At 41.6% G+C, this 12,370-nt stretch carries 15 protein-coding genes; 5 read left to right on the forward strand and 10 right to left on the reverse strand.

Going from position 1 to position 12,370, the window contains the following annotated elements; genetic code table 11:
• The first annotated feature begins 206 nt into the window (after nucleotides 1-206).
• Complete coding sequence (norR, locus tag MUS1_RS00920) at nucleotides 207-1,796, forward strand: nitric oxide reductase transcriptional regulator NorR (RefSeq protein WP_036157820.1); 1,590 nt, start codon at nucleotides 207-209, stop codon at nucleotides 1,794-1,796.
• 23 nt (nucleotides 1,797-1,819) lie between these two features.
• On the opposite strand, the gene MUS1_RS00925 is transcribed toward norR, so the two are convergent.
• From MUS1_RS00925 to MUS1_RS00935, 3 genes are all read right to left on the reverse strand, one after another.
• Nucleotides 1,820-2,707, reverse strand: coding sequence for a DMT family transporter (locus tag MUS1_RS00925; protein ID WP_036157823.1), 888 nt, complete (start codon nucleotides 2,705-2,707; stop codon nucleotides 1,820-1,822).
• A gap of 94 nt (nucleotides 2,708-2,801) precedes the next feature.
• Nucleotides 2,802-3,245, reverse strand: a complete 444-nt coding sequence (locus tag MUS1_RS00930; protein WP_036157826.1) for a group II truncated hemoglobin — start codon at nucleotides 3,243-3,245, stop codon at nucleotides 2,802-2,804.
• 1 nt (nucleotide 3,246) lies between these two features.
• Nucleotides 3,247-3,462: a hypothetical protein gene (locus MUS1_RS00935; protein WP_036157830.1), complete on the reverse strand. Its 216-nt coding sequence runs from the start codon at nucleotides 3,460-3,462 to the stop codon at nucleotides 3,247-3,249.
• Nucleotides 3,463-3,866: 404 nt separating this feature from the next.
• Here MUS1_RS00935 and MUS1_RS00940 point away from each other — a divergent pair, with 404 nt between their 5' ends.
• Nucleotides 3,867-5,156 carry an MATE family efflux transporter gene (locus MUS1_RS00940; protein ID WP_036157833.1) on the forward strand — a complete coding sequence of 430 codons (1,290 nt, stop codon included), beginning with the start codon at nucleotides 3,867-3,869 and terminating at the stop codon, nucleotides 5,154-5,156.
• A gap of 6 nt (nucleotides 5,157-5,162) precedes the next feature.
• Here MUS1_RS00940 and MUS1_RS15600 read toward each other — a convergent pair whose 3' ends face one another.
• On the reverse strand, nucleotides 5,163-5,591 hold the full coding sequence (locus MUS1_RS15600) for an FCD domain-containing protein (protein ID WP_084035509.1): 429 nt from the start codon (nucleotides 5,589-5,591) through the stop codon (nucleotides 5,163-5,165).
• 9 nt (nucleotides 5,592-5,600) lie between these two features.
• Nucleotides 5,601-5,750, reverse strand: coding sequence for a hypothetical protein (locus MUS1_RS16115; RefSeq protein ID WP_169731098.1), 150 nt, complete (start codon nucleotides 5,748-5,750; stop codon nucleotides 5,601-5,603).
• A 37-nt stretch (nucleotides 5,751-5,787) separates the two neighbouring features.
• Between MUS1_RS16115 and MUS1_RS15795 the strand changes: the two genes are divergently transcribed.
• The gene (locus MUS1_RS15795) at nucleotides 5,788-5,958 is read left to right on the forward strand and encodes a hypothetical protein (protein WP_245595702.1); all 171 of its coding nucleotides are present in this window, start codon (nucleotides 5,788-5,790) and stop codon (nucleotides 5,956-5,958) included.
• A 145-nt stretch (nucleotides 5,959-6,103) separates the two neighbouring features.
• Here the strand turns inward: MUS1_RS15795 and MUS1_RS00950 are convergent, their stop codons facing one another.
• The gene (locus MUS1_RS00950; RefSeq protein ID WP_036157836.1) at nucleotides 6,104-7,624 is read right to left on the reverse strand and encodes a KAP family P-loop NTPase fold protein; all 1,521 of its coding nucleotides are present in this window, start codon (nucleotides 7,622-7,624) and stop codon (nucleotides 6,104-6,106) included.
• Nucleotides 7,625-7,735: 111 nt separating this feature from the next.
• Complete coding sequence (locus MUS1_RS00955; RefSeq protein WP_036157839.1) at nucleotides 7,736-8,539, reverse strand: sulfite exporter TauE/SafE family protein; 804 nt, start codon at nucleotides 8,537-8,539, stop codon at nucleotides 7,736-7,738.
• 159 nt (nucleotides 8,540-8,698) lie between these two features.
• On the opposite strand from MUS1_RS00955, the gene MUS1_RS00960 reads away from it, so the two are divergent.
• Entirely contained in the window at nucleotides 8,699-8,914 is a 216-nt protein-coding gene (locus tag MUS1_RS00960; RefSeq protein WP_036157842.1) for a DUF2798 domain-containing protein, read from the forward strand.
• A gap of 97 nt (nucleotides 8,915-9,011) precedes the next feature.
• Here MUS1_RS00960 and MUS1_RS00965 read toward each other — a convergent pair whose 3' ends face one another.
• The 3 genes from MUS1_RS00965 to MUS1_RS00975 are packed head-to-tail and all read right to left on the reverse strand — an operon-like array spanning nucleotide 9,012 to nucleotide 10,617.
• The gene (locus tag MUS1_RS00965) at nucleotides 9,012-9,659 is read right to left on the reverse strand and encodes a pyridoxamine 5'-phosphate oxidase family protein (RefSeq protein ID WP_036157845.1); all 648 of its coding nucleotides are present in this window, start codon (nucleotides 9,657-9,659) and stop codon (nucleotides 9,012-9,014) included.
• A gap of 30 nt (nucleotides 9,660-9,689) precedes the next feature.
• Nucleotides 9,690-10,133 (reverse strand): GNAT family N-acetyltransferase, encoded by a 444-nt coding sequence (locus MUS1_RS00970; protein ID WP_036157847.1) that lies wholly within the window; start codon nucleotides 10,131-10,133, stop codon nucleotides 9,690-9,692.
• 31 nt (nucleotides 10,134-10,164) lie between these two features.
• On the reverse strand, nucleotides 10,165-10,617 hold the full coding sequence (locus MUS1_RS00975) for a GNAT family N-acetyltransferase (RefSeq protein ID WP_051436027.1): 453 nt from the start codon (nucleotides 10,615-10,617) through the stop codon (nucleotides 10,165-10,167).
• A 138-nt stretch (nucleotides 10,618-10,755) separates the two neighbouring features.
• Between MUS1_RS00975 and pdxR the strand changes: the two genes are divergently transcribed.
• The gene (pdxR, locus tag MUS1_RS00980; RefSeq protein ID WP_051436028.1) at nucleotides 10,756-12,300 is read left to right on the forward strand and encodes a MocR-like pyridoxine biosynthesis transcription factor PdxR; all 1,545 of its coding nucleotides are present in this window, start codon (nucleotides 10,756-10,758) and stop codon (nucleotides 12,298-12,300) included.
• Nucleotides 12,301-12,370: the final 70 nt, after the last annotated feature.

The raw sequence follows: 12,370 nt of genomic DNA on the forward strand, positions 1-12,370 counted from the left end.
TAATAGAGGTAATCAAGAGTTCGTTTTTAATATCTTTTCTCTGTTATTGCGAAGTTTGTGCCAATAAAAAATAATCAATAAAAACAGATGGTTATTAGATATTTAAAAATAATAGAGTCAATATGACTTATTTTAAATAAAGTCCTTATGTTATTTTTGAGTCAATATGACACAATGTATTCATCTATCCGATGAAGTCAGTCACTATGAATCAGGTTTCAAACAACGCCCTACTTAGCTTTGCACTCGATCTCGCCAGTGCGGTTACTCAACCTAATCGCTTTGAGCAATTGGTCTACGCCGTACGTGCCACTATTAATTGTGATGCGGTGGTTTTGCTGGTGAATAACAACGATGTGCTGAGGCCGATTGCCCAGCGTGGTTTGTCTGATGACCTTATGGGAAGGCGTTTTGTTATCGAAGAACATCCTCGACTCAAGGAAATCTGTAGCGGTCATTATCCTGTTCGATTTCCTGCTGATTCAGCACTGCCTGATCCCTATGACGGCATGGTGATTGGCCATGACGATCATCTACGGGTGCATTCTTGTATGGGCGTGCCTTTGCATTTAGAAGGCAAACTGATTGGCGTAGTAACGCTAGACAGCATTACCCCAGGCATATTTGATAACATCGATACAAGAGCATTAGAAATTATTGGCGCTATGTCTGCGATGACCTTGAATACAGCCATTTTGATGGAGCAGTTAGAAGACAAAACACAGCGAGCACAACACGTCCTCCAAGCCATGAATGAACAAGCTCAAGTAAAAGATGGTGGCGAGATGATTGGTCAAAGTGAGATTATGAAGGCGCTAGATCAAGCGATCAAGCTGGTAGCACCTTCTGATTTTGCCATTCTAATTGAAGGTGAAACAGGTGTTGGCAAGGAGCTGGTCGCCCGTATGCTCCACCAAACTTCATCACGTTCCGCATCGCCTATGGTGTATGTGAATTGTGCGGCGATTCCTCATCATCTAATCGAAAGCGAGTTGTTTGGTCATGTGAAAGGCGCGTTTACCGGCGCAGATCGTGATCGCCAAGGAAAGTTTTTGCTCGCAGATGGCGGAACCTTATTCCTCGATGAAATCGGTGAATTACCATTAGAAGTACAAGGCACCTTGCTAAGAGCGATTCAAAACCAAGAAATTCAAGCGGTTGGTAAAGACCAAGTTCGTAAAATTGATGTGAGAATCATCGCCGCGACCAATCGTCATTTAGAAACTGAAGTCACGGAGCGTCGTTTTCGCGCTGACCTATTTCATCGCATCAGTGTGTTTCCCATTCAAGTCCCTGCTTTGCGCCATCGACAAGGTGATATTCCATTATTGGCGGGTTTCTTCGCTGAACGATTTCGTCGTAAATTGGGGTTGCAGCAATTAACCTTATCTCGTTCCGCAATAGAGTTATTAGAAGCGTATCGCTGGCCTGGGAATGTGCGTGAGCTTGAGCACGTCATCTCTCGTGCTGCCTTGTTTGCCAAGGCTGAGACACCAACTGGCATCACCGTTATTTCATCGGATCATCTTACAGGGTTACAAATAGACAAAGAATTAAAAGAAAGGATACAAATTGAAAAAAGTGACACAGTGAAAGAGTTAATCGAAGCGGAAGAAGTAATAGATTTCCGTTTAGAAACAGAAGCTTATCAGCGTAATTTGATTCGATCCGCTTTGGACAAAACAAACGGTAATTGGACCAAAGCCGCTGAACATTTGTCTATGGACAGAGCCAATTTAGCTCGGTTGGCTAAGCGGCTTGGTATTAGAGTGATTAAAGAAGTTGTTTCAACGTAATCGTTTTATTAAAACCGACTAAATCAGAGAGTTGGTTTTATGACGGTTTTTAAAGTGAAGCCTGTTGTTTTAATCGTACCTGCGATAACCAAAACAGCACCGATTAGTGTGTGCCATCCGACTATTTCATCTAAGAAAATCACACCCCACAACACCCCGAAAATAGGAATTAAAAAGGTCACCGTCAAAGTTGATGGCATTCCGATATCGTTTAATAACTTAAAGAAAATCAGAAACGCGACGCCTGTACAAATAACGCCTAGTGCTAAAACAGAAGCAACCACAACCCAGTTAATATCGGCGACAGCGTTAGGCGGGATAAAGAACAAAAGCGGCGTAATAAATAAGGTCGCCATAAACATTGATCCGTAGGCGTTTGCTATTGGGTCTACCTTTTTCGCTGTTTGAGTGTAAGTGCCCACTATGCCATAGCAAATTGGCGCACACAGCACGACGAATACCGCGAACAGGTTGTTACCTTCGAATAACTCAGGATCAAGTCCAACAATTACAGCGACACCTAATAAACCGAGACATAATCCAAAGACTTTTCCCGATTCTAGTTTCGTTCGAAAATAGAGTGCGCTTATTGCGGTACCAAAAATAGGTGTTAAGGCGTTTACTACGGACATTAATGACGCCGTTAAATATTGCGCTGCGTAACCATAACAAAGGAAAGGAATAGCAGCACTTAAAATCCCCATCACAGCATAATGTTTGCCATGCTCTTTAAAATTGATTTTCTTCTTTAAGGCCAGTGCTACAAAGAAAAGAAATAAAGCAGCAAAACCAACACGACCTTCAATAAGCCAAACACCGCCCAATGAAGGCGCGCCAATACGCATAAATAGAAAAGAAGCTCCCCAAATTGCAGCCAATGAAATAAGGTAATACGCGCTTTTTAAGCCCATGAAGAGATCCTTTAGGAGAGCGATTTATTCGGATTCGAATGGTAGCATTTTTTGCTATAAGGGCATGACGATTCTTTTAAAAAATCGGCATATGTTAAAGACCTTGTCGTGCGGCGCTGACTTGGCGAATACGTTCGGCAGGAAACTCTAATTTAGGTAATAAGTAGTTTTTTAGCTCGTCTGAATAACCTAGCTCTTCTAAAGCGGCGGCCATGCAATTCAACCACATGGCTTTTTCTTTTTCTGTGACGACTAAATGGGCGTGAGCTTGAGGAAGGTTAATTTCGCCATAAGTCTTAGCATATAAGCGCTCTCCTCCCATCCAACCAGATAAAAAAGCCGTTAACTTATCTATGGTGAGTTCAATATTATTTGGGTGCATATCAAACAAAGGTCGAAACTCTGGCGTGTTTTCCATGAGTCGATAGAAGGTTTCAACTAATGTTCGTAAACCAGCTAATCCACCAACAGCTTGTAGCGTACCGTCGCCTTCACCGTATTGTATTAAAGGATTGGTTGGAGAGCTGGGGTTCGTCATATTATTCTGAATCTCGTGGGCCGTTTTGAGCATTCTTGGCGGCTTTCTCTTTATCCATTTTAATGGAATTGCGGTAGCCACCCAAAGCGGCTAATGCGCCAATGATAAAACTCATATAAAGCGGAATTTCGAACAACATCGTAATACTAATGAAGACACAACCTACCGCCAAACCTTCAATAAAAGGCTTCGCTTTTTGACTGATAAATTTAGGCATACCATTTCTCCAATAGATAAAAATAAGCGCGAGTTTAGCAAATTTACTGAACGATGTGCGCTAAATTGTGGAAAAAACCACCACTTATCCAATATTTTTGATCACGATATTTTTTGTTTTAGAATGTTCTAATATGTGTGTAACTTGTTTAAATGTGAAGGAATTAGTCACCTAAAGGCTGTTTAAGCCTTAAATTCACACATAAATACGAAGAACTGCTGTAAAATGTTGATAACTACCATGATTTTCCACAAATTCTAAACGATCTATTTCATTCTTTAGATGGTTTTTTATCCACAGGGAACGACATACCCACAAGCGAGAAGCCAGTGTCTAAATTATCTATACATTCTGTTTTTAGCGGCTATCGAGCGAATATTGTCCTCAACACTAAAATATGGCGCATGGCTTGGCCACCAATGGTTTCGAACATCACCACACCGTTACTGGGTTTGGTTGATACGGCTGTGGTTGGACACTTAGGAACCGCAACACATCTTGGTGCTGTGGCGATTGGTGCGAGCATTTTTAGCTTTCTATTTTGGGCATTTGGCTTCTTGCGCATGGGATCAACCGGATTGACGGCACAAGCGTTAGGACAAGGCGACGAACGACGAGTACGAGAACTTTTATTGCAGTCGATTTTGATGGGCGTTTTTATTGGTTTGATGCTGATTGTATTCCGTGCGCCTTTAATCGATATCGCCATCGATTTGATGCAGCCCAGTGCAGATGTAGAGCCTTGGGCACGCGTTTATGCGGAGGCTCGAATATTCAGTGCGCCAGCGGTATTGGCTGGTTACGCTTTAATGGGTTGGTTCTTTGGTGTGCAATATGCCAAAGGTGCTTTATGGATGTTGCTGGTAATTAATATTGCCAACATGGCGCTCGATTATTTCGCCGTTTATGGCTTAGGCATGGCCAGTGATGGTGTGGCGTGGGCGACGGTTTTTGCACACTATATTGGCGTTGTTGTGGCGGGTTTACTGGCGTGGCATAAGTTAAAAGGTTTTTCCGGTCATGTACCGATGAAAGCCTTAGTTAAATGGCGGGAATATATAGCGTTAGTGCAGGTAAACCGTTACCTGTTTGTACGTACGATTTTGTTGTTATTAGTGATGCTGTTTTTTACGGCTCAAGGCGCGCGCCAAGGAGATTCCATCCTTGCCGCAAACGCTGTATTACTGACTTTCTTGATGATCATCTCCAATGCACTTGATGGCTTCGCCTTTTCTGTAGAAGCCTTATGTGGCGAATATTATGGACGAAAGGACAAAGACAACTTCCGTAAAATCGTTCGTCTTTCGACTTATTGGGCATTACTCGCAGCGGTTGTTTTAATGCTGATTTTTTGGCTTTTTGGTAATCAAATCATAAGCTTATTAACCAATGTCGAAAGTGTTCAAGAAGAAGCAAAACTGTACCTATCTTGGCTGATTTTTTTCCCTCTGTTGGGTATTTGGTCTTTTATGTTGGATGGTGTCTTCATCGGCACAACCAGCGTGAAGCAAATGCAGAACACCATGATCATCTGTGTGTTAGGTGTTTTCTTCCCGGTTTGGTTTATTACCCAAGATTTGGGGAATCATGGTTTATGGCTTAGCCAAGCCGTACTTTTTCTTGCACGAGGCGCCACCTTGTATTGGTGTTATTTGAGAAACATGAAACAAGGTGTTTGGTTTAAGAATACTTAAACCAGACTATGACTCATTATCTCTGTTTCGATTCTCTGCTCTACGTAATGAACGCTCTATTCGAGTTTCTTCTTGGCATATTCTTAATAAATTGTCTTCGACAAATACCAAGTGACTGTGCGCTGCAGAGCGAGCTCCTTCTGCATCTCCATTTATAATGGCCTGATAAAGATTATGATGCTGCTCCATCACAAGATTACGAGTGGCTTTTTTTTCGAACAAATTTTTAAGATTGATGGAAATACTTTTTGCGAGAACGGCATGTAAACTGCGTAATGTATGTAATAACACAACATTATGTGACGCTTCGGCAATCACCATATGGAATTCAGCATCTAACTTGGCTTCTAAGGTAAAGTCTTGATTTTGATTTGCTTCAACCAGTTTCTTAAAGGAATGGGTTAATTTTGCTTTATCTGCGTCTGTACTTCGCAGTGATGCGTATTACGCTGCTAAGCCTTCTAATGCATCACGAAACTCTAGTTGATCATACAAGAACTCATCGTGAGAACTGAGTAAATCTTGTAATGGATCCGCAAAAGCACTACCAAGCTGTTCTGATACATAAGTCCCACCACCATGACGGCTAAACAAAACGCCACGAGCTACGAGTTTTTGGATCGCTTCTCTAATGGAATACGCGTTATGGGGGTTAGCTGATGATCTTGTTACCTTAGTGAAAACTGTGGAAGGATGTGAAGCGGGATTTTCAAATAGCCGTACGTGTGAGATCGGTTTGTCAGAACACAGTGGATTGGATTATCAATCTATTGTGTACTTGGTGGATCGCGTTACTCAGTAAGTCTTCAGTTTTATAAGTTCGTTTGGGGGATTAATTGCATCGCAGTTAACTCTCAGTCTTCAAGTGGACTCACAACAAAACCAATACTTCGTGTCGGCGCTAAAGCGCAAACATCCACGAAGTGTTGGTTTTTTTGTTTATGTGGTTAGTCTTCTATTTCTAGTGGAATATAAAAGTTTTCGATGATTTCGAGTAAAGTTTCTTCGCTGCCGATGACTTCATCTACTTTTTTTGGATGAATTATAGTAAGCCTAGAGGATAATAAACTGGGTGTTATTTGTAATGATTTGAAGGAATCCCGTTGGTACTTAGTATGTTTACTTTCATCTCCAAAAGAGAACGTAGATATTCCCATTCTTAATTGCTGAATTCCTTTAAAGCAATTAAGAATTATTGCTTCAGAATTAACAGCTTGAGGTGATTTTGATGTGGATCTAGAGTCTTGGAGTGTATAAACAGAAAAAGAGTTAAAGCTAATATCTGCTTGTCTATCTACAGGCCTACGTTTTAGTGCTAGTTGTGCATTCGCTAATTTTGATTCTAGTTCTAATTTTCCACTGTAAAGGGCATTTCCGAAGGTTAGTCCGATCAAAGTAAGAATAGGATAGGCATTTTCTTGTAACTCTTTAGCTGTTAGTACCACTTCCAGCTGTGCGCAGATTTGTTTGACGCGACGTAGAGATAGTTGGTGTTTGTTCTGTTCACAGATGAGAGCGACGGCGGCTCTTAGTTGTTCGGGGGTGTCGATGGCAGGTAAGGTTGGTAATGGTTTGAAGCTGTCATTTGCAAACATTTTTTCAGCGGTTAGGAATTCGAAGTAATCCAATTCTGGTAGTGTTAGACGTTGTTCAAAGAATCGGCTTAAGTATTCGTGGGAGTCGAACTTGTGGCCGTAGACGGCTTTGATGGAGTGTTGTAATTGTTTGGTGTCGGTGGATAAGACGAAGATGAAGTCTGGGATGTCGAAGAGGTGTTTGACGGTTTCTAGCATTTCGATGGCGTAGGTTGGGCGACAGCGGTCTAGTTCGTCGATGAAGATGTAGACTTGTTTGTTAGGGTTGTCATTAAGTGCAAAGTCGACGAGTTCGCGTGCTTGTTTTTTGAAGTCCTGAGTAAACTGTTTATGACGTTTGTGTTGGCTCGCGACTTCAAGGCCAAGGTCGCCCATGTTGAGATCATCTTTAACTTTTTTGTGTTTTATAACTGAGTCTGTCGCCGCGGCAATTAAATCGATAAATTCACTGGTTGCCGCTTCGCCAAGTAGATGTTTTCCGACAATTTTTGAACCAATAGAAAAGGTGCTTTTTCCCATATTAAGGATGGCGCTTGCTACATTTCTTTCTGCGTTACGGAATTTCGCATCGTGGTTTTTAATATTTGATTTTATCTGTTCAAGCAGTTCTGCGATGATGATAGCGAGTGGGTCGTTTAGGTAGTCAGATTCCCACGCGTCTATTTTTATGGCGATGTGACCTTGTGACTCAACACGCTTTTTCCATTCGGTGATGAAGTATGTTTTCCCAGTTCCCCAAGCGCCATTTAGATTGACAACATATGCGTTGTCTTTTGTATCACGGCTTTTTAAATATGAAGTAAAGCGCTCGGCGAGTTGTGCTCGCTTTTCGCCAGTGGCGCAGTTTGAAAATGCTTCTGTTGAGTCCGTCATCGTTCATTCCTTTGTCAAATCAATGAAATAAGTATCACTCTGCAAACTTATTGGGTGTTAATTATTATTGTATCTTCTATTTTTTAAAAATTAATTCTGTACCCTTTTACGTTACAGCATCAAGCTGGTATAAATCCCAAATACGCAGACGATAAGTAGCGCGACACCGATAAAACGGAAGAAGACGGTGGTTTCGGCTTGTTGAATGCGGTTGTAGAATCTCTGTCCAAAAACATGACCAATCAAGGCGCAAGGCAGTAACCAAAGTTGATGGATAAGTTGCAAGTCGACGCCAGCAATAAGGAATGAGGTCATTTTGATTAAGACCAATATAAACCAAAGGACGAATAAGGTATCGCGCAGTTGATAACGTGACACTTTAGTGGCGAAGACTGAGACGATGAGCGGTGCGCCAATGAGTGAGGTGCCGCTGACGTAGCCGCCGAGCATAAGGAAGGTGGTGTCGAGAATTTTATTGTTGCTGTAAAACGGTTTGTTCAAAATGTAGGACACAGCAAAAACCGCGACGATCACAAATATCACGCCGGTGACTATGTCGCTTGGTAATGTCAGTAAGCCAAACACACCAATGAGCTTGGGCACAATCATAATGCCGAGGGCTTTTTTAAGGTATCGCCAATCGATGTTGCTGCGAGTTTCTACTGTTTCGCCCTGCTCTGTTGCTAATGCCGTTTTTGCCTTTGCGTCTTTTGATCCTTGCCATGCAATCCAGCTTGAAAACACCAATAAATGAACGGAAATAATAGGTAAAAATATCAGTGGAGAGTTTTCTACTAATAATAAAAAAGGCAGCGCAAGCACTGCGCCGCCGAAGCCTAATCCGCTTCGAACAAAACCACTCCAAATGAAAATAGCGCCGATTAAGGCGTACTGCCACCATAGTAAATGTTCCATGTTTATCCTTATTGAAAAGTGGTATTTTTGAGGAAAGTGTAAAGAGAGTATAGTGTAACGATATTTACACTTGTAAGCTAAGCCACCTGAATGCTCGTCTCGAAAGAATGACAAAGCATTTGTTTGAGTTGTTTTTTGATCGAGTTTTAGGAGTAAAAAATGAAGTTTCGTTTGTATTTAGCCGTGCTGATGTCTGGCATTATGTCTTTATTAATGTCTGGGTGGATCACGTTTATTAACGTCGGAATTACGTCGAATTTTCTAACTTTGTGGGCGGCAGCTTGGTGTTTGGCATGGCCTGTTGCTGGCTTGGTGGCTTTTACATTTGGCCCATCTGCTCAGAAATTGAGTGCTTGGTTAGCGAAAAAGAGCTAAGTTTTTACGTTTCCTTTTTTTATAAAAATCGCACGTCGTTTTCATATTTAATTAATGGAGACGACGTGCGGTTTTTGTATCAAAAGCCATTAAGTCTTTAGAAGGCTGTCGGCGGTATTGGTAAAGTGTGTGCCGTGGGTTGTTTTGGGTCTTGCTGATATTCTCCCCACGTGCGATCCATTGGAATCACACCAGCCCAAACTGGCCAGTTATAGTCTTCTGGATCATCAACGGGCGGCTCTGCTCGCATTTTTACTGACGCTTCTTCTATCTTGATTCTTACTAAGCCAGTGGCTTTGATTTCATTGTCGTTAACAGGTCTTAATTGTTCCCAACGGCCAGGGCTTACCTTGTCTAAAAAAATTTTGAACTGACGCACTTTCTCTTCTTTATCATCAATTAATTCTGGCACACCAAATAATGTTACAGAACGGTAGTTTACTGAGTGATGCATGGCAGAACGCGCCATGACTAAACCATCTAATAAACTGACGTTAATACACACTTTTTCTGGTGTATCGGTTGGGCCTTTTACATTGCGAGCTTTCGAATGCGCGTGCCAATAAAAGTAATCTCCTTCACGCCAATGGCAGGTTGGTGTCACAAAGACTTGGCCTTCTTTGGTTTGACCTATGTGGCACATAAGGCTTGCATCAATAATTTCTAAAGCGGTTGTTTTGTCATAGCTGGCTCTGTTTGGGCCACGCTTTACTTTACTTAATGTTGTATCGAGTGAGTCGCTCATTATTCAAATCCTTCTTCTCTGAGTGGTGCGTTATTTGGTGGCATAAGTATAAAAGTGCCAGTTACTTTTACTCGTATTCATCGAATCATAGAGTCCTTGTGCGACTGTATTTTCAGGAGCGGTTACCCACTGTAGCCTTGCGGCATTTTTTGATGCAGCAAATTCACGACAATGATCTATTAGTTTTCTACCAACACCTTTCCCCCGTGAATTCTCAGTGGTATATAAATCATTGAGCACGGCAACTTTTGACGTAATGCTAGATGCGTACGAGAAATAAACCGTTGCAAAGCCGACGATGACGCCATTATCACGATAGATAAACTGGCAACCAGTAGAGTTAGACTCTCCAAATTGTGAGAAAAATTGTTCGTTCTTTGAGTCTGATATGTCAGCCACGTTATAGAACTCTTGATACGCTCTGATAAGAGGCAGGACTTCTACTATGTTATTTTGAGATACAGGTTCTATCACATGAGGCTCCTCGATTATTCGAATGATTGGTTTAAACGTCTAATTCGTAATAAAAACTGTTACTTTGTTTGAAACCTATTTTTTCATATAGCGCTTGGGCCGCTTTGTTGCTGGGAGATGTCTCTAGCATTAACCCGCGAGCCGCCGTGTTTTCTGCGAGTTGTTTTGCGCTGGCTATTAATTGTGCTGCGATACCCTGTTTTCTATGATTGCCATTGACAAAGAGGTCATTTAATAACCACATTTTTTTCATACTGGTTGATGAAAAAAGAGGATACAGTTGGACGAATCCAACGATTTTTGTATCGCCTTCAGAAGTGACCTCAGCGATGAATATGACAGACTCTTCTTGTTCCATGCGAGACTGGATAAAGTCAGTCGCGCGCTCTGTATTGTTTTCACATTGATAAAAGTGTCGATATTGCTCAAATAGGGTGACGACAGACGTAAGGTCATGGAGTTCTGCTTTTCTAATATTCATCATTTTCGTTTTACCTTTTGAATCAGTACTCTTTTTAAGTGTTGTACCTTGTGGACTAAGGAGTATCTCGCTATAAACAATAGTAAGAAAATCTGGCTTTTATAAAAATAGCCAGAATGCATATAAAAAAGCAGGCCAGATATGAAATATGCGATAGGAAGTTTACGTTTTTCTCTTAACGAAGGTGGCGTAGCGTATTACCAGCAACTGATTGAACAAATTACTCAAGGTATTGCCTCAGGTGAATTGTCCGTAGGCGATAGGCTACCTTCTTCTCGCGCATTGGCTGTGTCTTTGGGTGTTTCTAGAAGTACCACATCACGAGCGTATGATCAGCTGGTGGCAGAAGGTGTGTTAGTGAGTGAAGAAAAACGTGGCGTCTTTGTGTCTACTTTGCCTGTGGTGGGGCGTCGGGGGATTTCTATCTCGGACGGTAAAAAGACGAGGAATCAAATACAAAGCCGCCAGAAGATTGAAAAAATGGGTTTCGATTCAGGTGTCGATGTTTCTGCTTTTCCAGCTAAGGAGTGGTCGACAAGTATGCGCCGTAGTTGGCTTAACCCTGATATGGCGTTGTTGCAAGGTGGTTATCAAACTGGTTACCCAGCTTTGAAAGACGCCATTGTGGATTATTTGTATCGTGTGCGAGGTCTGGAATGTATGGCCGAACAAATCATTATCACAGCGGGTAACCGAGATTCGTTGATTTTACTGCAACATGCTCTTAGTAGGTTATTAGAATCGAAGCAACGAACGTCTAAAAAAACACCTATTTCTTGGTGGCTTGAATCTCCAACTTATCCACCGATGCGCGAAATACTTTCTCAGAAGGGAGAAATACTTACTATTCATGTGGATGATGAAGGTCCTAGTTTACCGAATGATCGTCCTATTAATGTGGGTGTAATAACGCCTAATCGTCAATATCCTTTAGGAACAAGTATCAGCTCGCAACGCCGACAGCAATGGCTGCAAAAATTGGTGGATGCATCTTCAAATTGGTGGCTGGTGGAAGACGATTATGACAATGAATTTGTTTATCAAGGTCGAAGTGATGTGCCTTTTATGCAAACGGCGAGTCTTCATGAAAGAGCGCGAGACCGTGTTTGTTTTGTAGGAAGTTTTTCAAAAGTATTGTTTCGTGGTCTACGGCTGGGTTTTATAGTCGCGCCTGAAAAGCAGGTTGATTTAATCAAGCAAAGCCAAGTAACACTAGGCTCATCGTCGTCTTTGCCCGTACAACCAGCAGTGGCTGATTTCATGATTCAGGGTAGTTTTGATCGTCATATCAATCGAATGCGTCGGCATTATCGAATTAAGCGGGATTTTCTTTTAGCGTTATTAACCGAAAAGCTAAGTCCATGGTTTGAATGGAAAAAACCTCGTGGTGGCATGCATGTTCTTATTGAGTTTAAAGCGGATGTACTTGGCGTTTTTCCTGATGAATGTCTGGATAGGCGTATCGCCACTGAGCTGTCGTTAAAAAATGTACATCTTTCTACGCTGTCTTCTCATTATGTTGATCAAGCTATAGCGCGACAAGGTTTTGTTTTGGGGTTTAGTGGGCCAACTGAGTCTGTTATGTCTCAAGTGGTTTGTACGTTACAGGTGTATTTACAAAAATGTATGAAAAATGAGAGTTCGAGAAACGTCAATATTGAGTCTATAATAATGCAAAGTGGATAACCCAATCATGATGGTTTTGTATGATTAATAAGTTATAAGCGCGTTTTATTTCTCTTAGTTCTAGAGTGAT

It is taken from the genome of Marinomonas ushuaiensis DSM 15871 (assembly GCF_000521805.1).
In the GTDB taxonomy this organism is placed as follows: Bacteria; Pseudomonadota; Gammaproteobacteria; order Pseudomonadales; family Marinomonadaceae; genus Marinomonas; species Marinomonas ushuaiensis.